The organism is Kitasatospora sp. NPDC038210 (assembly GCF_055600605.1).
Genome location: NZ_JBVJYK010000023.1, coordinates 74541 through 95810, shown reverse-complemented (window position 1 = coordinate 95810; position 21270 = coordinate 74541). Strand labels below are relative to the sequence as shown.

Annotated in this window: 24 protein-coding genes, 1 tRNA gene, 1 pseudogene and 1 riboswitch; of the genes and pseudogenes, 18 read left to right on the top strand and 8 right to left on the bottom strand. The window is 74.6% G+C overall.

Features of this window, described 5'->3' with window-relative positions:
* Nucleotides 1-30: 30 nt before the first annotated feature.
* From ACZ7KX_RS33680 to ACZ7KX_RS33665, 4 genes are all read left to right on the top strand, one after another.
* The gene (locus tag ACZ7KX_RS33680) at nucleotides 31-1398 is read left to right on the top strand and encodes a PrsW family intramembrane metalloprotease (RefSeq protein ID WP_470329791.1); all 1368 of its coding nucleotides are present in this window, start codon (nucleotides 31-33) and stop codon (nucleotides 1396-1398) included.
* A 94-nt stretch (nucleotides 1399-1492) separates the two neighbouring features.
* A tRNA-Met gene (locus tag ACZ7KX_RS33675) sits at nucleotides 1493-1566 on the top strand.
* A 196-nt stretch (nucleotides 1567-1762) separates the two neighbouring features.
* Nucleotides 1763-2554: a hypothetical protein gene (locus tag ACZ7KX_RS33670; protein WP_470329790.1), complete on the top strand. Its 792-nt coding sequence runs from the start codon at nucleotides 1763-1765 to the stop codon at nucleotides 2552-2554.
* Nucleotides 2555-3006: 452 nt separating this feature from the next.
* Nucleotides 3007-4158, top strand: a complete 1152-nt coding sequence (locus ACZ7KX_RS33665; protein ID WP_470329789.1) for a hypothetical protein — start codon at nucleotides 3007-3009, stop codon at nucleotides 4156-4158.
* Here ACZ7KX_RS33665 and ACZ7KX_RS33660 read toward each other — a convergent pair.
* From ACZ7KX_RS33660 to ACZ7KX_RS33645, 4 genes are all read right to left on the bottom strand, one after another.
* On the bottom strand, nucleotides 4155-4601 hold the full coding sequence (locus tag ACZ7KX_RS33660; RefSeq protein WP_470329788.1) for a GNAT family N-acetyltransferase: 447 nt from the start codon (nucleotides 4599-4601) through the stop codon (nucleotides 4155-4157). The genes ACZ7KX_RS33665 and ACZ7KX_RS33660 overlap by 4 nt on opposite strands.
* A gap of 47 nt (nucleotides 4602-4648) precedes the next feature.
* Nucleotides 4649-5401: a class I SAM-dependent methyltransferase gene (locus ACZ7KX_RS33655; RefSeq protein ID WP_470329787.1), complete on the bottom strand. Its 753-nt coding sequence runs from the start codon at nucleotides 5399-5401 to the stop codon at nucleotides 4649-4651.
* 150 nt (nucleotides 5402-5551) lie between these two features.
* Nucleotides 5552-6292, bottom strand: a complete 741-nt coding sequence (locus tag ACZ7KX_RS33650) for a sensor domain-containing protein (RefSeq protein WP_470329786.1) — start codon at nucleotides 6290-6292, stop codon at nucleotides 5552-5554.
* A gap of 115 nt (nucleotides 6293-6407) precedes the next feature.
* On the bottom strand, nucleotides 6408-7019 hold the full coding sequence (locus tag ACZ7KX_RS33645) for a GNAT family N-acetyltransferase (RefSeq protein WP_470329785.1): 612 nt from the start codon (nucleotides 7017-7019) through the stop codon (nucleotides 6408-6410).
* 42 nt (nucleotides 7020-7061) lie between these two features.
* Between ACZ7KX_RS33645 and ACZ7KX_RS33640 the strand changes: the two genes are divergently transcribed.
* Nucleotides 7062-7937, top strand: coding sequence for a hypothetical protein (locus ACZ7KX_RS33640; RefSeq protein ID WP_470329784.1), 876 nt, complete (start codon nucleotides 7062-7064; stop codon nucleotides 7935-7937).
* Nucleotides 7938-8023: 86 nt separating this feature from the next.
* Here the strand turns inward: ACZ7KX_RS33640 and ACZ7KX_RS33635 are convergent, their stop codons facing one another.
* Complete coding sequence (locus ACZ7KX_RS33635) at nucleotides 8024-8857, bottom strand: M23 family metallopeptidase (protein ID WP_350525385.1); 834 nt, start codon at nucleotides 8855-8857, stop codon at nucleotides 8024-8026.
* 12 nt (nucleotides 8858-8869) lie between these two features.
* Nucleotides 8870-9028: riboswitch (cyclic di-AMP (ydaO/yuaA leader) on the bottom strand.
* Between the two features lie 197 nt (nucleotides 9029-9225).
* On the opposite strand from ACZ7KX_RS33635, the gene ACZ7KX_RS33630 reads away from it, so the two are divergent.
* The 10 genes from ACZ7KX_RS33630 (at nucleotide 9226) to ACZ7KX_RS33585 (ending at nucleotide 17106) form a co-directional block, all read left to right on the top strand.
* A complete protein-coding gene (locus ACZ7KX_RS33630) occupies nucleotides 9226-9516 on the top strand; it encodes a YiaA/YiaB family inner membrane protein (protein ID WP_470329783.1) in 291 nt (96 codons plus the stop codon).
* 131 nt (nucleotides 9517-9647) lie between these two features.
* Nucleotides 9648-10475: an alpha/beta fold hydrolase gene (locus tag ACZ7KX_RS33625; protein WP_470329782.1), complete on the top strand. Its 828-nt coding sequence runs from the start codon at nucleotides 9648-9650 to the stop codon at nucleotides 10473-10475.
* A gap of 111 nt (nucleotides 10476-10586) precedes the next feature.
* Nucleotides 10587-11153 (top strand): TetR/AcrR family transcriptional regulator, encoded by a 567-nt coding sequence (locus ACZ7KX_RS33620; RefSeq protein WP_470329781.1) that lies wholly within the window; start codon nucleotides 10587-10589, stop codon nucleotides 11151-11153.
* A 404-nt stretch (nucleotides 11154-11557) separates the two neighbouring features.
* Nucleotides 11558-12769 (top strand): ATP-binding protein, encoded by a 1212-nt coding sequence (locus tag ACZ7KX_RS33615; protein ID WP_470329800.1) that lies wholly within the window; start codon nucleotides 11558-11560, stop codon nucleotides 12767-12769.
* A gap of 58 nt (nucleotides 12770-12827) precedes the next feature.
* A complete protein-coding gene (locus ACZ7KX_RS33610) occupies nucleotides 12828-13241 on the top strand; it encodes a roadblock/LC7 domain-containing protein (protein ID WP_350525389.1) in 414 nt (137 codons plus the stop codon).
* Nucleotides 13238-13585: a DUF742 domain-containing protein gene (locus tag ACZ7KX_RS33605; RefSeq protein ID WP_350525390.1), complete on the top strand. Its 348-nt coding sequence runs from the start codon at nucleotides 13238-13240 to the stop codon at nucleotides 13583-13585. Before ACZ7KX_RS33610 ends, ACZ7KX_RS33605 begins: the two co-directional genes overlap by 4 nt.
* Entirely contained in the window at nucleotides 13563-14198 is a 636-nt protein-coding gene (locus ACZ7KX_RS33600; RefSeq protein ID WP_350525391.1) for a GTP-binding protein, read from the top strand. The genes ACZ7KX_RS33605 and ACZ7KX_RS33600 overlap by 23 nt, the downstream gene beginning before the upstream one ends.
* On the top strand, nucleotides 14195-15667 hold the full coding sequence (locus ACZ7KX_RS33595) for a cytochrome P450 (protein WP_470329780.1): 1473 nt from the start codon (nucleotides 14195-14197) through the stop codon (nucleotides 15665-15667). Before ACZ7KX_RS33600 ends, ACZ7KX_RS33595 begins: the two co-directional genes overlap by 4 nt.
* Nucleotides 15631-16764: a cytochrome P450 family protein gene (locus tag ACZ7KX_RS33590; protein WP_470329779.1), complete on the top strand. Its 1134-nt coding sequence runs from the start codon at nucleotides 15631-15633 to the stop codon at nucleotides 16762-16764. Before ACZ7KX_RS33595 ends, ACZ7KX_RS33590 begins: the two co-directional genes overlap by 37 nt.
* 84 nt (nucleotides 16765-16848) lie before the next feature.
* Nucleotides 16849-17106: a hypothetical protein gene (locus ACZ7KX_RS33585; protein WP_396552924.1), complete on the top strand. Its 258-nt coding sequence runs from the start codon at nucleotides 16849-16851 to the stop codon at nucleotides 17104-17106.
* A gap of 92 nt (nucleotides 17107-17198) precedes the next feature.
* On the opposite strand, the gene ACZ7KX_RS33580 is transcribed toward ACZ7KX_RS33585, so the two are convergent.
* Nucleotides 17199-18008, bottom strand: coding sequence for an isocitrate lyase/PEP mutase family protein (locus ACZ7KX_RS33580; protein ID WP_470329778.1), 810 nt, complete (start codon nucleotides 18006-18008; stop codon nucleotides 17199-17201).
* A gap of 11 nt (nucleotides 18009-18019) precedes the next feature.
* On the bottom strand, nucleotides 18020-18520 hold the full coding sequence (locus ACZ7KX_RS33575) for a carboxymuconolactone decarboxylase family protein (protein ID WP_470329777.1): 501 nt from the start codon (nucleotides 18518-18520) through the stop codon (nucleotides 18020-18022).
* A 128-nt stretch (nucleotides 18521-18648) separates the two neighbouring features.
* On the opposite strand from ACZ7KX_RS33575, the gene ACZ7KX_RS33570 reads away from it, so the two are divergent.
* The 3 genes from ACZ7KX_RS33570 (at nucleotide 18649) to ACZ7KX_RS33560 (ending at nucleotide 20816) form a co-directional block, all read left to right on the top strand.
* Nucleotides 18649-19449 (top strand): NRDE family protein, encoded by an 801-nt coding sequence (locus ACZ7KX_RS33570; protein ID WP_470329776.1) that lies wholly within the window; start codon nucleotides 18649-18651, stop codon nucleotides 19447-19449.
* Between the two features lie 159 nt (nucleotides 19450-19608).
* Nucleotides 19609-19782, top strand: coding sequence for a hypothetical protein (locus ACZ7KX_RS33565; protein WP_470329775.1), 174 nt, complete (start codon nucleotides 19609-19611; stop codon nucleotides 19780-19782).
* Between the two features lie 116 nt (nucleotides 19783-19898).
* Entirely contained in the window at nucleotides 19899-20816 is a 918-nt protein-coding gene (locus tag ACZ7KX_RS33560; RefSeq protein WP_350525399.1) for an undecaprenyl-diphosphate phosphatase, read from the top strand.
* Here ACZ7KX_RS33560 and ACZ7KX_RS33555 read toward each other — a convergent pair.
* A pseudogene (locus ACZ7KX_RS33555) lies at nucleotides 20801-21259 on the bottom strand (hypothetical protein). The gene ACZ7KX_RS33560 and the pseudogene ACZ7KX_RS33555 overlap by 16 nt on opposite strands.
* Between the last annotated feature and the right edge of the window lie 11 nt (nucleotides 21260-21270).

Here is a 21270-nt window from a genome sequence, read left to right as displayed (position 1 = left end):
GGGCGGCTGCCGTGGCCTACCCTGTGCCGCATGGGCAGCCCGTCCGGCGGCGGGTCCCGGCCGACCGCCCTGACGACGGTTCGGACGGCTGTTCGGGTCGCCGCCGACGCACCGGAGACGGTCCCGGGCACCGGCGACACCCGGACGATCCCGGGGCCCCGGTGGCGCCGGGACCGACGGCTGCTGCCCCGGCCGGGGGGCTCGTCACCGCCGACCGTGAGGGTCCTCGCCACCGCTTCCGCCGCCGTCGGCGCGGCCGGCGCCCCCGGAGGGCCGCCGGGCCGCAGCCGCCCGACGGTGCTCTCCTCGGTCACCGCGACCGCCGTCCTCGTCCTGCTCGGCTGCGGCGTGCTGATCCTGCACCTCGTCCAGCGGCAGACCGGCACCGTCGGACTGCTGGTCGGCCTGGGGCTGGCGATGGTGCCGCTGCCCTTCGTGCTGGGCGGCCTGGCCTGGCTCAACCTCACCGCCCGGGTACCGCTGAGGCACACCGCGTTCTGCCTCGCCTGGGGCGCCTGCGCCGCCACCACCGTCGCCATCCTCGCCAACAACTGGACGGCCAGCTACCTCACCAGGCACCGTGGCCCGCTCGGCGCACTGCTCGGCGCCGGGATCGCCACCCCGGTGATCGAGGAGACCGCCAAGGCCACCGCCCTGCTGGTGCTGCTGCTGCCGCTCGGCCGACGACTGCGCTGCCGGGGCCGCCGCACCGGGCGCCCCTGCGCGCCGCTGCTGCACCGGTCGTCCGCGCCCCGGCGCCCCCGCCCGTACCCGCGCCGCGAGGTCGGGCCGCACGCCCGGGGCCGGCTGCGACTGCGCCCCTACCTGCGGCCGCTGCCCTACCTCTGCCCCGCCCCGCCGTCCGGCGGCGCACCGCACCGCCGCTCCCGGCCCCGCACCCTGGCCGCCGGGGTGGTGCTCGGCGGGACGACCGCCTGCGGCTTCGCCTTCACCGAGAACGCCCTCTACCTGGGACGGGCCTTCACCAGCGACCAGCGGCAGCGGCTGGACAGCATAGGGCTCGGTGATCCGCCCAGCCTGCGCGACTTCGACAGCACCGTGCAGACCTTCGTGCTGCGCGCCCTGCTCTCGCCCTTCGCCCACCCGCTGTTCACCGCGCTCACCGGGATCGGCCTGGCCGTCGCCCTGACCACCGGGCGGCACTGGCTCGCCCGGCTGGCCGCACCGACCGGGCTGCTGCTGGCGATGGTGCTGCACGGCACCTGGAACGCCGCCGCCGACCTCGGCACGCACGGCTTCCTGGTGGTGTACGCGGCGCTGATGGTGCCCTGCTTCGTCGCGCTGGTCTGCTTCGCGGCCTGGGCGAGGGCCCGCTCGGCCCGGCACGGGGCACGGGGCGGGCGGCGGCCCGCCGGGCACCCCGCCGGGGGCGGCTGAGGCCCGCCGCGGGGGTGCGCCGGGCCCGCGGCGGGGGTGCTCGCAGAACCGATTTCCCATCTCGGCGACTTCCACGTATTGTTGTGTTCACCGACGCGGGGTGGAGCAGCTCGGTAGCTCGCTGGGCTCATAACCCAGAGGTCGCAGGTTCAAATCCTGTCCCCGCTACTCAGTAGCACGAAAGGCCCGGAGGACTCGTCCTCCGGGCCTTTCGCGTTCCCGGGTACACGGAGAGCACGGTCCTGCCACGAAGCTGTAACGGCGGCGGATTGCAAGATCCCCCGTCTGGCGCCTGACCCATACTGAGGAAAAATTCATCCAGTTGGGGGCGGCCCGGGGCCACCCCCGGGACAAGGAAGCACCAATGCTCTCGAAGCGCCTGGTCAGCACCGCCGCGATCTGCCTCGTCCTGGCAGCCGGCACCGCCGCGTGCGGTGACAACAAGGGCGACAGCAAGGGTGGCGGCGACTCCAAGGCGGCCGCCTCGCAGAAGCTCGACACCGACAAGCTCAGCGCGCAGGACATCGAGAAGCAGGCCAAGGACGCCCTGGCCGGCGCCACCGCCCTCAAGATCAGCGGCAACATGGTCGACGAGGACGGGAAGATGGAGATGAACCTGTCCCTGGACAACAAGAGCCAGTGCACCGGCACCATGTCGATGCCCGGCATGGGCAAGTTCGAGATCATCAGCGACGGCAAGACCTCCTACGTCAAGCCGGACGCCGACTTCTGGACCAACCTCGGCGGCCCGAACGGCGCCCAGGCGGCCGAGCTGTTCAAGGGCCGCTACCTGACCGGCTTCGACACCGACCCGGAGATGAAGTCCCTCTCCAGCGTCTGCAACCTCGCCGACTTCAGCAAGAAGATCACCGAGGACGACGGCACCGACAACAAGGTCGAGAAGGGCTCCGCCGGCAACGTCAACGGCGTGAAGACCTTCAGCCTCAAGTCCACCGACACCAAGGGCGGGGTGTCGACCATCCACGTCGCCACCGAGGGCAAGCCGTACCCGGTCCGGATCGAGCACACCGGCGGCACGGACGGCAGCGGCCAGATCGACTTCTCCGACTTCGACAAGCCGCTGACCATCCAGGCCCCGCCGGCCGACAACGTCATCGACTTCGCCAAGTTCAAGAGCCAGTTCAAGACCGCGTGAGCGACGCACCCGGATAAATCCGTTGCCCTCCCGACAGTGGCCTGCCTATGGTGGCGGCACACTGAAAGGAGGTGATCCTGAGTTGAGTACGACCAGGATGCGTGAGGTGGCTGCTCGCTAGAGCCGCCCCTGCCTGCGCGGGGTGAGGCCCTTGGCCTCCGGCAGGCGAAATCCATAGCAGTCACCCGGCCCGCAGGCTCACCGGTACATCCCCGGTGCCTCGGCGCCAGGCCAGTGCACGGGCCGGCGTCGCAGGAGCAGCCTGCGGGCTGTCTGCGTTTTCGGGGACCGTCGGTGTTTTCAGGGGTCTTCCTGTCGTAGCCGGGGCGTGCTCCGGGCGTTTCCGTGGTGGGGCCGCAGCGCTAGAGTCGGCGCGGGGTTCCGGAGCGGAGCGGCACGGACACAGGGGGTGGGCGATGGCGGGGTCGCGGCGGCCGGGCGGCAGGTCGGCGATGCGCACGGCGCAGTGGGGTGCCGCCGGCGCACTGGCCGGGACGGGGCTGATCGGACTGCTGCTGTTCGCGCTCGGCCGGGACGAGACCTGGCAGGCGCTCGGCGGCGGCCTGGTGGTGACCGGGGCCTCGACGGTGCTCGGCGGCGCGCTGGGCTTCCTGTTCGGGGTGCCCCGGGTGCGCGGCGGCTCGGACCAGCCCCAGGGCTCGTACGCGCCGAACACCAATCTGGAGCAGGTCTCGGACTGGCTGACCAAGGTGCTGCTGGGCGTCGGACTGACCCAGCTCGGCTCGCTCGGCGAACGGCTGCACGAACTCGGGTCGGCGCTGGCGCCGGTGCTCGGCGGGGGCGACTCCGCGGTGCCGTTCGCGGCGGCGCTGGTGCTCTACTTCCTGGTCCTCGGCTTCCTCGCCGGCTGGCTGGTGACCAGGCTCGCGCTGCCCCGGGTGCTGAACGACGCCGACCGGGCGCTGGACCTCTTCCTCGCCGGGCAGGACCGCGACCGGCACGGCGACAAGGTGGGCGCGGACGACCTGCGGGTCCGCGCGATGCAGCAGCTCGGGCTGCTGGGCGGCAGCGCCGAGCACCCTGCCGCGCTGGCCGGGCAGCTGCCGCCGGCCTCGGGCTCGCCGGGCGGGCCGGAGGGCGTGGTGGCCGAGGTCCGTTCGACGGCGCGGCGCTCGGCACTGACCGCCGACCAGGTGCGGGGCCTCTTCACGGACGGCTCCGAGGGACGGCGGATCCAGGCACTCGCGCTGATGCAGGGCGACCCCGCCCTGGCGGACCTGACGAGCGTGCTGGACGCGATCGAGCACCCGCGCTCGGGCTTCGAGCAGTACCACGCGCTGCTGGCCGCCCGGGGACTGCTCTCCCGGCTGCCGGCCGCCGAGGCGCAGCGGCTGCGGGACGCGGTGGCGGCGCAGCTGGTCGACCCGCGGGGCATTCCGTACGGGTCGGACCGCAGCTGGCTGGCGGAGAAGATCCTGTCCCGGCTGCAGGTGACGGCCTTCGTGCCGGCGCAGCCGGTGGAGTCGGCACCGACGGCTGCGCCCGCGGCAGTGACCTCCCCGGCCTCCCAAGCCTCTCCCGACGCCCCGGACGCGGCGGCGCCTTCGGCTCCGTCCCCCTCCGGTGCTGCGGGCGAGTCCTAGACGGTGAAGCGCAGTTCGGGCTGCTCCCACGGGGTCCTGGGCTGCGGCGGCCGGGTGCCGGTGCGCTCGGCGCCCATCCGGAGGTAGAAACGCTCGGCGGGCGGGTGCGACACGACCTTGACCGAGGTGATCCCGGCCGCCCGGGCACGGTCCAGCATGTCCGCGATCAACTGCCGCCCGACGCCGAGCCCCTGGGCCTCGTCCGCGACGAACATCAGGTCCAGCTCGGCCGGTTCGCGGATCAGCGCGTAGAAGCCGAGCAGGCGGTCGTCGGTGCTGTCCGCGGCCATCCGCACCTCGTGCCGCGCGAGGTAGTCGGGCGTCACCTGGTAGCCGTCGATCATCGCGAAGTACTCGCCGCGGTAGGCGCCGGAGGCTCGGATCAGCCCGGTGAGCCGGGCGGCGTCGGCCGCTTCGGCACGCCGGATCGTCATGTCGGTCATGCGGCGAGTATAGGCGGCCGTATAGGAGCGCAGGCCGCCAGTGACCATTACATGCTGAGCGACCCCGCCCGGCGGCGGCGGTCGGCGGCCCGCAGCACCAGGACCCGGCGGGTTCGGCCGCCCTCGGCCGGGCGGACGCGGTGGACCTCGCTGGCGATGCGGCGCCCGCCGAGCGCGTAGCGCAGGGGGTCGAGGTGGGGGCAGCGGCGGCCCAGGGCGTCGTACAGCGGCTGGACGCGGACCTCGCCGTCCGGGGACGTGACCCGGACCAGCTCGGCCAGGGCGGCCAACTGGAGCTCGGGGCCGAAGAGTCCGGGGTAGGCGAAGAGCAGGTAGCCGCTCAGGGTGAGGGCGAAGGTGCCGTCGTCGAAGGGCAGCCGGGGCAGCGCGGCGGCGACGTACCGCTGCGGGTGCGCGGCCGAGTCGGCGGCGAACAGCCGCCGGGCGCGGTCCCAGCTGCGCAGGTAGCGCTCGGGCCGGTGGGGGTGGGGCGCGGGGTAGAGGTACGGGCGGGCGGCCATCGCGGTGGCCATCGCCGCCCGGGCGGCCCGGGCGCGGGCCGCGACCACCGGCAGCGGTAGCGCGTACGCCGGGTCGGCGGCGATCACCCGGCAGCCCAGCTCGCGCGCCTCGGCGGCCAGGCCGGCCGCGCCGCCGGGGCAGTCCAGCAGCGGCCCGGGCAGAGCGGCGAGCCTGGCCCGGGTGAGGCCGAACAGCGCGCAGTACTCGTCCAGCGGACGGGAGGTGACCAGGACGTCCGGGGGTTCGGAGGGAGCCCGTTCGCGGGGGAACCCCTCCACGGGGAACCGTTCGGTGGGAAAGCCTTCGGCGGCCACCCGGCCATCCGAACACGCGTCGGCCCCGCCCGCACCCGGAGGGCGGACGGGGCCGGACGGGGCGGAACGGGGGCGGACGACCGGGGGCCCGACGGCCGGGCGGCCGGTACCGGCTCAGCGGCCGAGCAGACCCTGGGCGGCGGCCCGGTTGACGTTGGTCAGAGCGCGGACCAGCTGCGCGGTGAGGAACACCAGCACCACCCCGACCAGCGAGACCGCGGCGACCTGCCACACCCCCTCGATGTAGTAGACGTGCCGCACGTGGTGGCTGTCGGTGTAGTCGAACAGCTGGTACCCGCGCCAGTCGGTGAAGGTCGGGAAGACCCAGTGGTAGACGGGGTAGAGCGCCATCGCCCAGCCGACCAGCAGGAACACCAGCGTCATGGTGAAGCTGAAGATCGCCCAGGGGAACATCACCACCTGGTGCAGCGCGGCCTTCCAGCCCACCGGGTCCGCCAGCCGCGCGGTGATCGCCCCCCAGCTGCCCGGGCGGACCCGGCGCGCCGGCTTCGGGCCGGGGACGTCCAGGGCCAGCATGCCGCGCACGCGGGCCAGCTCCAGCCGGCCGAAGCCCCGGCCGGCGACGGTCAGGGCGGCCAGGACGGGCAGGCCGAGGGCGGTGACGAAGGTGCCGACACCGAGGCAGAACAGGGTGATCGCGACGGCGAACCCGGCGATCGCCACCGGCAGGCCGGTGAGCACGTACCCGATCTCGCGGTAGTAGTGCGCGGAGAACGGCGCCGCCAGGAAGGCCGGCGGCCGTTCCGTCCGGTGGGCCCGGTCGGGACGCGGGTCGGCGTCGTACCCGCCCAGGACGTCGAACTCGTGGTCCAGCGTGCTTCGGCTGCTGCTCATCTCCCGGCCCCCGGCCCCTTCGTTGTGACGGTCGTCCGCGTTCCCTGACGTCGTCCAGTCTGGTCGAACGGCCGGGGCCCGGGGCATCCGGAGGCCTGGCGGATCGGAGGTGGGGTTAACCCCCCTCCCCTTCGGGCCGCCGCTCGGCCGGACGGCGGTCGGCCGGGCCCGGCCACGCGTCGGCGAGCAGCACGTAGTGGTCCGAGCCGGACCGCTCGCCGTCCGGGAGCCGGTCCTGCCGCGCCCGCTCCTCCGGCCGGAACCCGAGTCCGGTGAGCACCTTGGCGGCGGCCGCGTTGGCCGCCTCGGCCCGGGCCGTCAACCGGTGCAGGCCCAGGACGCCGAAGCCGAGGTCGCAGAGCAGGGCGGTGACCTCGCGCCCGTGGCCGCTCCCCTGGAACTCGCGGCCGAGGACGCAGCCGAGGTCGGCGGCGCCGTGTTCCCCGAGGGTGAGCGAGGCCTGGCCGATCGGGGTCGCGTCCCGCGGGTCCCCGGCGTCGGCGAGCCTGGTGACGGCGAGCCGGTAGGTGTCCCGCTCCTCGGCCATCGCCTCCTCCAGGTAGAGCTCGATCTGGTCGGCGCAGGTCTCGCGGTCGTGCGGCTCGAACGGCAGGTGCCGGGTGACCTCCGGGTCGCCGAACAGCGCGTGCAGGGCGTCCACGTCGCCGTCGGTGTGGTGGTACTCGCGGATGGCCAGCCGGGGGCCGGTGAGTCGTACGGGGACCATGGCTGCCGACCCTACCCGCCCCCGGCGGCTACCGTTCGGACTATGAACGACGAAGACCTGCGGCTCGCCCCGCGCACCAGGGCCGCCGACCTGCTCGCCTGGGCGGCCGAGCAGGGCCGCACGCCGGTGGCCGAGGGGCCGCTGCACGCGGTGCTGGCGCTGCTGGAGCTGGGCGAGAGCAGGATGCACGACGGCTGGCCCGAACTGACCTCCGGCGCGGTGGAGCACCTGCTGTACGAGCGCCTCCACCTGTACGTCCAACCCGCGCCCGAGGAGGACCCGCTCGCGTACGGCGAGGCGGTCCGACTGCTGATCGACCACCAGCGGGCGGTCCGGCGGCTCAACGCCAAGCGCCAGGAGCGGCTGCACGCCGAGGCCGAGTGGCAGGGCGAGGTCGCGGCCGGGCTGCTGCGCCGTGCCGACCTGGTGACCTGGCCCCGGCTGTACGCGCTGCTGCTGCACGCGCACGGGGTGGACGTCGCGGACGGGGCGGCGGTGCGGGACTGGCTGACCGGCTTCGGCGGGCTGGCGGAGGAGGAGCGGCTGGCCGCGTACGAGGCGCTGGTGCCCACCGGCTGGCTGGACGAGCCGGACGAGCAGGGCTGGGGTCCGGGACGGGTGCTGTCGGTCGGCATGGCCACGGACGGCGCCCGGCGGCTGCTGGAGCAGGGCCTGATGCGGCGCAGCTACCGCAACCTGGCCGAGCTGACCGCGCTCGGGCGCCCGATGCCGGACGAACTGGCCGGGGACTTCGGGCACTTCGAGGACGCGGCGGTCGACGCGGCGCTCGACCTGTTCGGGGAGTGGACGGTGCCCGGGCTGCCGCGGCTGCTGGTGGTGGAGTTCCCGGAGCTGGCGCCGGAGCCGGGCCAGGAGGAGATCGACGCCTACCTGGCGCAGCTGCCCGCCGAGGAGTAGCCGCCGTGGAAACCGCCGTGCGGCCGGGGGCTTCCGGGTGTCCGTCAGGAGCCTTCGGGAGGCCGCTGCGGGCCTCCGGGTGTCCGTTACGGGTTGAGGCCGTGCTGCTGGAGCCAGGGCTCCGGGTCGACCGGGGCGCCGCCGCCGGGGCGGACCTCCAGGTGCAGGTGCGGGCCGGTGACGTTGCCGGTCGCGCCGACCTTGCCGATCTGCTGGCCGGAGGTGACCTTGCCGGAGCCCGCGATGATCGAGGAGAGGTGGCAGTACCAGATCTCGGTGCCGTCGGGCAGGGTCTCGACGATCCGGTAGCCGTAGGAGCCGGACCAGCCGGCCGAGGTGATGGTGCCCTGGCCGAGCGCGTAGACCGGGGTGCCGGTGTCGGCGGCGAAGTCCAGGCCGGTGTGCAGGTTGGCCCAGTAGCGGGCGCTCTGGCCGTAGTGGGCGGAGAGCCGGTAGTCCTTCACCGGGAGGGTGAGGGCGGCGGCGCGCTTGGCCTCGGCCTCCTCGGCGGCGCGCTTGGCCTCGGCCTCCTTGGCGGCGGCCTTGGCCTCGGCCTCCTGCGCGGCCTGCACGCGGGCGGTCTCCTCGGCGGCGGTGCGCTGGCTGTCGGCCTGCTGCTGGATGCGGGCGGCGAGCGCGAGGCCGGGGTCGGCGGAGAGCGCGACCGGCGTCTCGTCCGGGGCCTCGACGGCGGGTGCGGCGGCCGGGGTGGCCGAGGCGAAGCCGGTGGCGCCCAGGGTGGCGGCGACGGCGGTGACGCCGAGCAGCGGGGAGGTGCCGCGGACCTGTCGCGGCATCCGGTGCCGGTTGGTCTCGGCCTCCGGGCCGAGGGCCTCGGGGCCGTCCGCACCGGGGTGGTCGAGGAGCTGGGTACCGGCTGCGGGGCCGGCCGGGTGTGCCGGAGTGTGCGTCGACGCCACGGAGGCGCGCTCCTTTCCTTCCTTCGCGCCTACCGGGTTAGCTGACGGGTTCGGAGCAGGAAGGTCTCCTACGGCCGGGCCGGGGCCCTGCCGATTCACCCCAAGGAACGTGGTTCCCCGGCTCCCTGACCTGCCCGGAGGCCGGCCGGCGGGATTAGGCGACGGCGCACGGTGCCGTCTGGGTACGGCGTTGACAACCGCGCTGCGTTATCAGACGTTAATCCTAGGACGCTCTGATTCCAAGCCATCCGTCCGGGACGGCCGTGGAACGAGTGATGGGACGTCAACGAACGACCCTGCGACACGAGCACTCCATCTGAGTACTCCTACTCATGTGCGGCCCGGCAGGACGGCCGCATCCTGACGCCATGAGCGCACCGATGCAGAACCGCACGACGGCCGCCTACTACATCCAGGCCATCCTCTCCTTCGCCCTGTCGGGCACGGCCCTCGCCGTCGGGATCGCCTACCTGCCGGTCGGCGGGTGGACCCGGGCGTTCCTCGCGATCGGCCTCCTCTACACCGTCAGCTCCGCGTTCACCCTCGCGAAGGTGGTCCGGGACCGGCAGGAGACGAACGAGATCGTCAGCCGGGTCGACCAGGCCCGGCTGGAGAAGCTGCTCAGCGAGCACGACCCGTTCAAGGTCGAGGGGGTCTGAGGCGGGCCGCCCGACACCCCCCTCCCCCCTCCGCCGCGGTCGAGCACTTGACGGCTAAGGCTATTAGCCTTAGCTTTATGGCTATCGGCAGCACCGCCGATGCCCGCAGCGGAGGACCGAGGAGGCCCACCATGAACGCCACCATCACCCCGGACACCCAGTACCTGACCCTCCCCGGCGGGCGGATCGCCTTCGACGACACCCGGCAGGGCGACGGCACCCCCGTCGTCCTGCTGCCCGGCATGCTCGACAGCCGCGCCGCGTACCGGCACCTCCGCCCGCTGCTCGTCGCCGCCGGCCACCGGGTCGTCACCATGGACCTGCGCGGCTTCGGCGAGTCGTCCATCGCCTGGGACGACTACGGCCCCGCCGCCATCGCCGACGACGTCCTCGCCCTGCTCGACCACCTCGGCATCGAGCGCGCCGTCCTCGCCGGGAACTCCTACACCGGCGCGACGGTCGTCAAGGTCGCCGGGGACGCACCGGAGCGGGTCGCCGGGATCGTCCTGATCGACGCCTTCGTCGAGAACCCGCAGCCCGGCGCCCTGATGCGCGGCGTGCTCGGCCTGATGGGCGCGGCGCTCGTCCACTGGCCCGCCTTCTGGGGCTTCTACCTGCGCCGGATGGCCTTCCCCGGCGCCAAGCCCGCCGACTTCGACGCCTACGTGAACGGGCTGGTCGCCGCGCTGCGCACCCCGGGCCGCAAGACCGCCACCCGCGGGTACGTCACCGGGAACTCCTCGCCGGTCGGCTGGACGGCCGCCGTGCGGTGCCCGGCGCTGGTGGTCATGGGCAGCAAGGACCCCGACTTCCCGAAGCCGGAGCTCGTCGCCGACCGGCAGGTCGCGGCGCTGGGCGCGCGGAAGGCGATGATCGAAGGGTCCGGGCACTACCCGATGGCCGACGACCCGCAGGCCACCGCGGACGCCCTGCTGCCCTTCCTCGCGGAACTCGCCTGACCGCCGGCCCACCCGGCCCACCCGGCCCACCACCGGCCGGCCACCGGGCCGACCCACGGCGGGACCACCGCCCGACCACCGCCGACCCCCGCACGAGAGAAGCCCCGAACCATGCCCCGCATAGGACTGACCCCCGACCAGGTCGTCGACCACGCCATCGCCCTCCTGGACGAACAGGGCACCGAAGCCCTCACCCTCGCCGCGGTCGCCGCCCGGGCCGGCGTCGCCACCCCCTCGCTGTACAAGCACGTCAGCGGTGGCCTCGCCGAACTGCGGCGGCTGATCGCCGTCCGGGTCACCGGGGAACTGGCCGACCGCCTCGCCGCAGCCGCGGTCGGCCGCAGCGGGGACGACGCCGTCGCCGCCGTCCTGCGCGCCTACCACGCGTACGCCACCGAGCACCCGCACCGCTACAACGCCCTCCCCCAGGCCCCGCAGCCCGACGACGACCTCGCCGAAGCGGCCGCGCGACTCGTCGGCGTGATCATCGCCGTCCTGCGGGAGTACGGGCTCGACGGCTCCGAGGCGATCCACGCCGCCCGGACCGTCCGCTCCCTGGCCCACGGCTTCGCCTCCCTCAGCACCGCCGGTGCCTTCCGGCTCGCCGAGGACCTCACCACCACCCAGGACCGCCTCATCGCCACCCTCACCACCGGCCTCCGCGCCTGGCCCGCCTGACGGGCCGCCCACGCACCCGGCGGACCGGCGGACACCGGGGGCGTCGAGCCGGCCGACCCCCCGCGCCGCCCCGACGGAGGACGGGTGGACGCCGAGAGGAAGCGCCGGGGGAAACGTCGGCGGGAGGCGTCGAGGGGAGACGCCGCCGGCCCCGAGGATCCGCTTTCGCGACACCCTGCACACAGGCCCCACACATCCCAGGGCGTGAACCGGCCATCGGGTGGGATCGGGACGGGTGGCGGCCGACCTGGCGGAACCGCCCCGAGGGCTTGCCCTGGAGGGCGATCGAGGACGAACGAGTCCGGAATGCGGGCGGATTGACTTGATTTTGACGAGATCCGGTCACTTGGCGAGATCCGTTCACACCTTCGTAGGATCATCACCCTAGAATTCGCCGCGTGACGATGACTCAGTGGTCAGTAACGGCAACCGGCGTGCTCGCCGTCCTCGCCCTCGTGGCCGCCGCGCGCTACCACGCCGTGTCCGTCACCCAGCGCGGCCGCGCCGACCGGTTGCAGCACGAACTCGCCCGGATCCAGGAACAGCTCACCGCCGAACTCTCACGCCGGGGCGTGGACCTGGCCGCCGTCCAGCACGAGCAGGAACTCACCGCCTCCACCCAGCGCGCCTTCCTCAGCGTGGCCCGCCGGATCCTGGTGATGGCCCACGACCAGCAGGCGCTGCTGGACGAGATGGAACGCACCCACGACGACCCGGCACTGCTGGAGGGCCTGCTCAAGGCCGACCACGCGGCCGCCCAACAGGCCAGGCTGGCCCAGACCCTGGCCGTGCTGTGCGGCGCCCGGGCCGGCCGGCACTGGCCGGAGCCGGTCACCCTGGAGGACGTCGTCCGCGGTGCCCAGTCGCGCATCCTGCCGTTCCAGCGGGTGGTGGTCCGCAGCCGGATCGAGACCGCGGTGGTCGGCGCCGCGGCCGAGGCGCTGATCCACGCGATCGCCGAGCTGCTGGACAACGCCACCCGCTACTCCCCGCCCAGCACCCAGGTGTTCGTCACCCTGATGCCGGTGCACAACGGCGCCGTCATCGAGATCGACGACGGCGGCGTCGGCATGCCCGAGCAGGCCGTCGCCAAGGCCGCCGCCGCGCTCGCCGGCGGCAGCACCCTGGAGGTCTCCCGCCTCGGCGAGGTCCCGCAGTTGGGCCTGGCCGCGGTCGGCCGGCTCGCCGAGCAGTACGGCTTCCGGGTCACCCTCAGCTCGGCGCCCTCCCCGTACGGCGGTGTCCGCGTCGTCATCCTGCTGCCGAACGCGCTGCTCACCGAGCCGCTGCCGCCCACCGTCCCCGGCTTCGGGCCGGGCGACCCGGCGTTCAGCCCCGGCCCCGGGCCGGCCTCCCCGGCCGACCACCCCCTGCTGGAGACCCCGCCACCCGGCCGGGCCCCGGTCGGCGGCGACACCCCACCGCCGCTGCCCCGCCGCAGCCACCGGCGCGACCGCGCCAACCGGCCCGCCCAGCACGCCGCTCCCCCGCCGCCCGCCCCGCCGTACCGCTCGGCCCGGGACGCGCAGTCGTTCATGGCGATGTTCCAGGCCGGGACCGCCAGCGGCCGGTCGGCCGCCCGCGGCCAGGGCCGGAACGCACCCGGCCCCTCCTGACCACTCCCGCACCGCTTCCCCCGACTCCCCCCGACTCCCCAGCGCTCCGGAGAACTCCATGACCACCACGCCTGATCTCGGTTGGCTGCTCGCCGACATCATCAATGTCCCGCAGGTCCAGCACGCCGTCGTCGTCTCCAACGACGGCCTGGAGATCGGCCGCAGCGCGGGCATCGCGCGCGAGGACGCCGAACGGCTCGCCGCCGCCTGCTCCGGCCTGCAGTCCCTGGCCCGCGGCGTCGCGACGGGCTTCGGCGGACCGGGCAGCGCCACCCGCCAGATCATCATCGAGTACGGCGGCGGCTACCTCTTCATCGTCGCCGCCGGGGCCGGTGCGCACCTGGCCGTGGTGACCAGCGAGGCGGTGGACGCCGGCCTGGTCGCCTACCAGATGCAGGTCCTGGTCGAGCGGATCGGAGCCCACCTCACCAGCCCGCCGCGCGTCGACCACGCGGCGGGGGGCCACCGGTGAGCGGGCCGGTCCGGCCGTACGTCATCACCGGTGGCCGCAGCCGCTCCACCCGCCCCGAGCTGGCCCTGGAGAGCCTGGTCAGCGCGTTACCCGAGCCCCCGGAACTGCCCGAGCACGTGCTGCTGAACCGTGAGCACCGGCGCATCCTCGGGCTCTGCCACAGCCTGCTGTCCATCGCCGAGGTGGCGGCCCACCTGGGGCTGCCGCTCGGCGTCGTCAAGGTGCTGGTCGGGGACCTGTGGGACCTCGGCGCCGTGCAGGTGCTCCCACCCGTCCCGCAGGCCGAACGCCTGCCCACAACCCTTCTGGAAGAGGTGCTCGTTGGCCTCCGCCAACTCCGCTGAAGCCGCCCCCGGGGCCGCCGGGTCCGCCGACGGGCCGCAGTACCTGCCGTCCTCGGTGCAGGGCGCGGTCAAGATCCTGGTCACCGGCCCGTTCGGGGTCGGCAAGACCACCCTGGTCGGCTCGCTGAGCGAGATCACCCCGCTGCGCACCGAGGAGACCATGACCGCCGCCAGCAGCGGCGTCGACGACCTCACCGGGCGCGGCGGCAAGACGACCACCACCGTCGCGCTGGACTTCGGCCGGATCACGCTCAACCCCCGGCTCGCGCTGTACCTGTTCGGCACCCCCGGGCAGCAGCGGTTCTGGCCGCTGTGGGACGACCTGTCGCGCGGCGCGCTCGGCGCCATCGCCATGGTCGACCTGCGCCGGCCGGACGAGAGCTTCGACGTCCTCGGCCGGCTGGAGGAGCAGCGCATCCCGTTCGCGGTGGCGGTCAACACCTTCCCGGACACGCCGAGTTACCCGGAGGAGGAACTGCGCACGGCGCTGGACCTGCTGCCGGACGTACCGATCCTGTTCTGCGACGCACGCGACCGGCGGCAGTCCTACGACCTGCTGATCGACTTCGTCGACCACCTGCACCGCAACTCGATCCTGGAGCTGCAGGGATGAACGCCTCCGACCCCGGGGCCGCGGGCGCCCACGGCTGCCCCGTCGCCCACGGCGGCAGCCTGCCCGGCGGCCTGCCGGTGGGCGTGCCGCTGACCCCGCTGCACGGCACGGCCGTCGCCGAGGACCCGCACGGCCTGTACGCCCGGCTGCGCGCTCACTACGGCCCGGTCGCACCGATCGAGCTGGAGCCCGGCGTCGAGGCCTGGCTCGTCCTCGGGTACGCCGAACTGCTCGAACTCACCCGCAACGAGGCGCTGTTCTCCAAGGACTCGCGCCGCTGGCGGGTGCCCGCCGAGGGCCGGCTGGCCGCCGACTCCCGGCTGCTGACGATGACCGCCTGGCGCCCGACGCTGCTCAACCTGGACGGCGCCGAGCACCAGCGGCTGCGCTCCGCCGTCTCGGACACCCTCGCCCGGATCGACCACCACCAGCTCCGCGGCACCACCGAGGCCGCTGCCAACGGCCTGATCGACAGCTGGGGGCCGGACGGCACCGCCGACCTGGTCGCCCAGTACGCGCGGCGGCTGCCGCTGCTGGTCTTCACCCAGCTGATCGGCCTGTCCGCCGAGGCCGGGCCGCGACTGGTCGAGCTGATCAGCCACTTCGTGGACAGCAGCGCCGAGTCCCAGCGGGCCGGCGCCGAGTTCCAGGCGATCCTGGTCGACCTGGTCCGGCGCCGCCGGGCCGCGCCCAGCGCCGACCTCACCTCCTGGCTGCTCGCCCACCCGGCCGGGCTGACCGACGAGGAGGCGGTGCACCACCTGGTGGTGCTGATGGTCGCGGGCAACGAGACCTCGATCAACTGGATCGGCAACACCCTGCGGCTGCTGCTCACCGACCGGCGGTTCCGGGCCACCCTCACCGGCGGCCGGCTGACCGTGTCCGACGCGCTGGAGGAGGTGCTCTGGCGCGACCCGCCGACGCAGAACTTCCCCGGCCGCTGGGCCACCGGCGACACCGTGCTCGGCGGCCAGTACATCAGCGCCGGCGACATGCTGGTCCTCGGCCTGGCCGCGGCCAACGCCGACCCGGCCGCCCAGGGCGTCTCCGCCGCCGCCCAGGGCTCGCTCGGCGGCAACCGGGCGCACCTCGCCTGGGGCGCGGGCCGGCACGTCTGCCCGGCCCAGCACCCGGCCCGGATCATCGTCGAGACCGCCGTCGAGACCCTGCTGCACCGGCTGCCCGACCTCCAGCTCGCCGTCCCGCCGGGCGAGCTGGCCTGGCGCCCGTCCCCGTGGTCGCGGGCCCTGACCGCCCTGCCGGTGCTGTACAGCGCCTTCACCCCGCCCCGCCCGCCAGCCCCCGAGAGGCCCGCATGGACACCGCCGTCGATCCCGCAGGAGCCCGACCCGAGCCCGTCCGACTCGACCCCTTCGGAGGCGACCAGCACGGAGAGAACGCCCGACTCCGCGCGGCCGGCCCCGCGGTCCTGGTGGAACTCCCTGGCGGGGTGGTGGTCTGGGCGATAACCCACCACGACACCCTCCAGACGCTGCTCGCCGACCCCCGCGTCGGCAAGAACCCCCGGCTGTGGACGACGTTCCGGGAGGGGCGGCTCCCGGAGGGCTGGCCGCTGACCAACTTCGTCTCCGTGCCCGGCATGGTCACCGCCGACGGGGACGACCACCGGCGGCTGCGCGGACTGGTCTCCCAGGCGTTCACCCCGCGCCGGATAGCCGCCCTGGCACCGGCGATCGAGGCCAGGGCGATCGCGCTGCTCGACCGGGTCGCCGAGCTGGACGGCGAGTTCGACCTCCGCGAACACTTCGCCTACCCGCTGCCGATGCAGGTGATCGGCGAACTGCTCGGCCTCGCGGTGGAGCAGCAGGACGAGCTGCACGCGCTGTCCGACACCCTGGTCTCCAGCTCGGCCACCCCGGCGGCGGCCGTGGCCGCGCAGCGGGACCTGAACGCGCTGCTGGCCTCCGTGGTGGCCGCCAAGCGGGCCGAGCCCGGCGACGACCTGACCACCGACCTGATCGCCGCCCGCGAGGCCGGCCCGAGCACGGACCGGCAGCAGCTCAGCGAGGCCGAACTGGTCGGCACCCTGCTGCTGATGCTGGTCGCCGGGCACGAGACCACGCTCAACCTGATCACCAACGCCGTCCGCGCCCTGCTCGCCCACCCGGACCAGCTGCAGCTCGTCCTGGACGGCGCGCAGCCGTGGTCGGCGGTGGTCGAGGAGACGCTGCGCTACGACTCGCCGGTCGGACAGTTCCCGCTGCGCTACGCGGTCGAGGACATCGAGGTCGGCGACGTGGTCATCCGGCGCGGCGAGGCGCTGCTGGCCTCGTACGCGGCGGCCGGGCGCGACGCCGGGCACCACCCCGACGCCGACCGCTTCGACCTCACCCGGCAGCCCGCCCGGCACCTGTCGCTCGGCCACGGCCCGCACTTCTGCCTCGGCTCCGGGCTGGCCCGGCTGGAGGCCGAGACTGCGCTGCGGCACCTGTTCGGGCGCTTCCCCGGGCTGGCCCTGGCGGAGGGCCGGACGAACGAGCCGATCGCGTCGTTCGTCAGCAACAGCGTGCGGACCCTGTGGGTGACCGTCCGGCCCGCCGGGTGACCTGAGGGCGGCCCGGTCGTTCGGCAGTGCATGACGAACCACGGCACCAAGAACGACGGCACGCACGGCACGAGGAGCCACGGCATGAAGAAGCTCGCCACCCTGGCCGCCCTCACCATGGCGGGCCTGGCCCTCGCCGCCCCGGTGGCCTCCGCCACCACCCAGACCGCCGCCTCGCCGGACGCCACCGGGGGCCTGACCGACGGCCTCAACCTCTCCCCCGCCGACCTCGCCCTGCAGACCGCGGGCAAGCTCCCGGTGGTCGGGCACGCCGCCAACGAGGTCGAGGCCGTCGGCACCAACCAGATGAGCCACCCGGGGCTCAGCGGGCAGATCGGCTGACGGGCGTCGGCGGCGCCCCGGGCTGACCGGCCGGTGCCGGGCGGCCGGCCGTCCCCCGAACGGTCGGCCGCCCCCCGGTCCGGTCCCGGGGTTCAGTCGGCGAAGAGCCCGTTGAGCTCCGGGTACGTCAGCCCGCCGTCGAGAGCGCCGTACGTGCCGCTCGTGTACACCTCCTCGGCGGCCCGGCGGACCGCCGCGTACGCCGCCTTGGCCAGGCCCGGGCCGAGGCTGATCCGGGCCACGCCGAGCTTCGCCAGGTCGGCGACCGACGGGGAGCCCGGGCCGGCCAGCACGTTCAGCGGCGCCGGGACGGCCGCGACCAGGGCGGCGATGGTCTCCGGGTCGGCCACGCCGGGGACGAACACGGTGTCCGCGCCCGCCTCGACGTACGCCCGCAGCCGGCGGACGGCCTCGTCCAGCCGGCCCTCCGGGGCTCCCGTGCCCTGCAGGAACACGTCGGTGCGGCTGTTGACGACGAGGGGGACACCGGCTTCGTCGGCCGCCGCCCGAGCCGCCGCGATCCGCTTGGCGGCCTCCTCCAGGGGACGTCCGCCGTCCTCCAGGTTCACCCCGACGGCGCCGGTGGCGAGCAGCGCGGCGACGGTCTCGCCGACCCCGGCGGCGGTGTCCGCGTAGCCGCTCTCCAGGTCCGCGGTGACCGGCAGGTCGACCGCCCGGACGACCTGGGCGGTCCGGGCCAGCACCTGCTCGCGGTCGGCGCCCCCGCCGTCCGGGCTGCCGAGCGACCAGCACACGCTCGCGCTGGCCGTCGCCACCGCGCGCGCCCCGGCGACGGCCACCAGACGGGCGCTCGCCGCGTCCCACACGTTCGCCAGCACCAGCGGCTCGCCCGGGCGGTGCAGCTCCCGGAGCAGCCGGGCCTTCTCCTGCTGGGTCGTCACGTCGTCGGCCCTCACTTCGCGGCCGGGCTCAGGCGGGTGCTCACGCCGATCCGGTTCCAGGCGTTGATGGTGGCGATCAGCGCGACCAACTGGGCCAGCTCCGTCTCGTCGAACTGCTCGGCGGCCTCGGCCCACACGGCGTCCGGCACGTGGCCCTGGGTCAGCAGGGTGACCGACTCGGTGAGGGCCAGGGCGGCGCGCTCGCGGGCGGTGAACCAGGGGGTCTCGCGCCAGGCCGGGAGGGAGAGCAGGCGGTGCTGCTGCTCGCCGTGCTTCACGGCGTCGGTGGAGTGCATGTCGATGCAGAAGGCGCAGCCGTTGACCATCGAGGCGTGCAGCTTGACCAGCTCGACGATCACCGGGTCGAGGCCGGTGCGGGCGGCCTGGTCCACGGCGACCATCGCCTGGTAGAAGGCGGGGGCGAGCTTCGGGAGCGCGAGGCGCTGGGCCGGGGCGGGCACGTGCGCACCGGCCGCCGCGTCGGGGGTCGGCAGGCTGTCGTTCGTCGTCATGATCACCAGCCTAGGAGCGCGGTGGCCCGTCGCCGTGGTGCATTCGGCACCGGGTTCCTTGGGCCATTTCCGGCGTGCGAACAGCCGTGCGAGGATCGCTGACAGGACGAGGTCAGGGGGCCGGGGTCGTGTGCACGGCGTTCGTCAGCATCGAACCGGGGGCGGCGGTACCGGTACTGCTGCTGTCCGTCCGGGACGAGTACCTGGGGCGCGCCTGGCTGCCGCCGGACCACCACTGGCCGGACCGGCCCGAGCTGCTCGGCGGGCTCGACCTCGCGGCCGGCGGCACCTGGCTGGCCGTCGACCCCGCCCGGCGGACCGCCGCCTGCCTGCTGAACGGCTTCGGCCCGCTCGCCCCCGCCGACTCCCGGCGCACCCGGGGCCGCCTGCCGCTCACCGCCGTCACGGAGGGCGGGATCGGCCACCTCGACCTGACCCCGTACGACCCCTTCCACCTCGTCCTCGTCCGGCCGGACGGCGCCCGGGTCGCCAGCTGGGGCGGCGGCCGGCTCACGGAGCACGAACTGCCCGACGGCCTCAGCGTGGTGCTCAACGACGGGCTGGAGGGCCTGGCCGCCAACCGCGCCGCCTCCGAGCGGATCAGCGCGCTGATGGCCGCGCGCGCCGCCCACTTCCGGAACCGCTTCGGCGCCGCGCCCCGCCCCGAGCCGACCGGCGCCGGGCCCGCCGCGCGGGCCTGGGGGGCGTGGCTGCCGATCGTCAGCGGCGACGGGCTGGCGCCGGACGAGGACGCGGCGCTCGTCCAGCGCCGGGACTTCGGTGACGGGCGGGTCTGGGGCTCCTCGTCGATCTCGCTGCTCGCGCTCGGACCGGACCGGCTGCGGTACGACTTCACGGCCGCGCCGGTGGCGCCGGACGGGCCGGACGGCTCGGGCGGCTCGGGCTGGCGGCGGATCGCGACGGACTGACCCGGGCCCGGTCGGACGCCCCGGGCCCGGTCGGCCGCCCGGACGGGAGCAGCCCGGCCCGGAACTCCGGCCGCCGGGGCGAAAAGGACTTGAACCTGACGCAGCGGGAGGCGCCATCGTGGCGTGCGTCGAGCCCGAAGCCGAGTCCGGGGAGCCACGATGCACCGCCTGTCCGCCGTCCTGACCGTCGCCCTGCCGCTGGCGGGCGCACCGCTCGCCGTGAGCGCCTTCGTCCTGCTCGGCCACCCCGTGCACCGGGCCGTCCCGAGCACCACCCTGCTGGCCGCCGTGGCAGGGGCGCTGATCCACCACCTGGGCGCCGGTTTCCCGTAGACGTACGGTCGGTGAACTTCTGGCGGCGGGGCTGCCGGGCGTCTACATGGGCGTAGTAGCTTCGCGGGGGCCACCGGACCAAGGCCGGCCACCGACCCCCCGATCGAAGGTGCGCGATGTCCACCCTGACCTACCCGGAAGCGATAGGCGTCGGCCTGCTGCAGGGCGTCACGGAACTCTTCCCGGTCTCCAGCCTCGGCCACAGCATCCTGCTGCCCGCCCTGATCGGCGGGAAGATCCAGCACGACCTCGACATGACCGCCGAGGGTTCCTCCTACCTCGCCGCCCTGGTCGCCCTGCACCTGGCGACCGCGCTCGCGCTGGTCGTGTACTTCTGGCAGGACTGGGTCCGCGTCGTCAGCGGGCTGATCACCTCGATCCGCCACCGCCGGGTGGAGAGCCGCAACGAGAAGCTCGCCTGGCTGCTCATCCTCTCCACCATCCCGGTCGGCGTGGCCGGCCTCGTGCTGGAGAAGGCACTGCGCAACGCGCTCGGCAAGCCCCTGCCGGCCGCCGTCTTCCTCGCCCTCAACGGGCTCGTGCTGCTCGGCGCCGAGCGGCTCAAGCGCGGCGGCTCCGGCCGCCGCCGGGCCGGGCACGCCGCCCCCGTCGACGAGCCGGGCCTGGACCCGGCGGTCGCCTCCGACCACCGGCTCACCAAGCTGGGTTACGGGCAGGGCGCCTGGATCGGCGCCGCGCAGATCCTCGCGCTGTTCCCCGGCATCAGCCGCTCGGGCGTCACCATGAGCGCCGGCATCCTGCGCGGGCTGCACCACGAGGACGCCGCCCGGTTCTCCTTCCTGCTCGCCACCCCGGTCATCCTGGCCGCCTCGGTGCTGAAGGTCCCCGAGCTGTTCAAGCCGGAGAACTCCCCCGTGCTCGGCCCGGTCCTCGCGGGCAGCGTCGCCGCCTTCGCCGCCGGGTACGTCTCGGTGCGGTTCCTCACCAAGTACTTCGAGACCCGCAGCCTGACGCCGTTCGCGATCTACTGCTTCCTGGCCGGCCTCGGCAGCGCGGTCTACCTGTCGGTCTGAGCCAGTTCGGCCGGCCGGGAGAACATCGGTCGGTGCCCGGGTCCCGGGTGTCCGGCTCGGCCAGCCGCCAGTGGCCGTCCGCGACCAGCGCGGCGACCACCGGCGGCGGCTCCGGCCAGTCCAGCAGGCACTTCACGCACACCGCCGGGAGGGCGCTCAACGGCCCCTCCAGCTCGGCCGGTTCGGTCAGCGAGGCGCCCGGGTGGGGCGGCCCGCTCGGCGATCCGGGCGATCTGCCCGGTCGTCAGCCCCTGTCCGGGCTCGTCGAGAAGCGGGCGGCAGCGGCGGCCGCCGGCCCCCGTGCGCGGCGAGGTGGGCCCGCAGCCCGGCGAGCCCGGACAGCGTCAGCGGGTACGCCCCGTGCCCGGCCGCGCGCAGCTCCGGCACCTCGTCCCAGGCCCAGGAACCGAGCACGCGCCCGCCACGAGTACGAAGGTCGCCATGCGCGGCACGG

What these genes read in the sequence shown, in the direction of transcription:
- ACZ7KX_RS33680 (WP_470329791.1), top strand. Translation starts at nt 31, where the DNA reads ATGGGCAGCCCGTCCGGCGGCGGGTCCCGGCCGACCGCCCTGACGACG.
- ACZ7KX_RS33670 (WP_470329790.1), top strand. Translation starts at nt 1,763, where the DNA reads ATGCTCTCGAAGCGCCTGGTCAGCACCGCCGCGATCTGCCTCGTCCTG.
- ACZ7KX_RS33665 (WP_470329789.1), top strand. Translation starts at nt 3,007, where the DNA reads ATGCGCACGGCGCAGTGGGGTGCCGCCGGCGCACTGGCCGGGACGGGG.
- ACZ7KX_RS33660 (WP_470329788.1), bottom strand. Translation starts at nt 4,601, where the DNA reads ATGACCGACATGACGATCCGGCGTGCCGAAGCGGCCGACGCCGCCCGG.
- ACZ7KX_RS33650 (WP_470329786.1), bottom strand. Translation starts at nt 6,292, where the DNA reads ATGAGCAGCAGCCGAAGCACGCTGGACCACGAGTTCGACGTCCTGGGC.
- ACZ7KX_RS33645 (WP_470329785.1), bottom strand. Translation starts at nt 7,019, where the DNA reads ATGGTCCCCGTACGACTCACCGGCCCCCGGCTGGCCATCCGCGAGTAC.
- ACZ7KX_RS33640 (WP_470329784.1), top strand. Translation starts at nt 7,062, where the DNA reads ATGAACGACGAAGACCTGCGGCTCGCCCCGCGCACCAGGGCCGCCGAC.
- ACZ7KX_RS33630 (WP_470329783.1), top strand. Translation starts at nt 9,226, where the DNA reads ATGAGCGCACCGATGCAGAACCGCACGACGGCCGCCTACTACATCCAG.
- ACZ7KX_RS33625 (WP_470329782.1), top strand. Translation starts at nt 9,648, where the DNA reads ATGAACGCCACCATCACCCCGGACACCCAGTACCTGACCCTCCCCGGC.
- ACZ7KX_RS33620 (WP_470329781.1), top strand. Translation starts at nt 10,587, where the DNA reads ATGCCCCGCATAGGACTGACCCCCGACCAGGTCGTCGACCACGCCATC.
- ACZ7KX_RS33615 (WP_470329800.1), top strand. Translation starts at nt 11,558, where the DNA reads ATGACTCAGTGGTCAGTAACGGCAACCGGCGTGCTCGCCGTCCTCGCC.
- ACZ7KX_RS33610 (WP_350525389.1), top strand. Translation starts at nt 12,828, where the DNA reads ATGACCACCACGCCTGATCTCGGTTGGCTGCTCGCCGACATCATCAAT.
- ACZ7KX_RS33595 (WP_470329780.1), top strand. Translation starts at nt 14,195, where the DNA reads ATGAACGCCTCCGACCCCGGGGCCGCGGGCGCCCACGGCTGCCCCGTC.
- ACZ7KX_RS33585 (WP_396552924.1), top strand. Translation starts at nt 16,849, where the DNA reads ATGAAGAAGCTCGCCACCCTGGCCGCCCTCACCATGGCGGGCCTGGCC.
- ACZ7KX_RS33575 (WP_470329777.1), bottom strand. Translation starts at nt 18,520, where the DNA reads ATGACGACGAACGACAGCCTGCCGACCCCCGACGCGGCGGCCGGTGCG.
- ACZ7KX_RS33565 (WP_470329775.1), top strand. Translation starts at nt 19,609, where the DNA reads ATGCACCGCCTGTCCGCCGTCCTGACCGTCGCCCTGCCGCTGGCGGGC.
- ACZ7KX_RS33560 (WP_350525399.1), top strand. Translation starts at nt 19,899, where the DNA reads ATGTCCACCCTGACCTACCCGGAAGCGATAGGCGTCGGCCTGCTGCAG.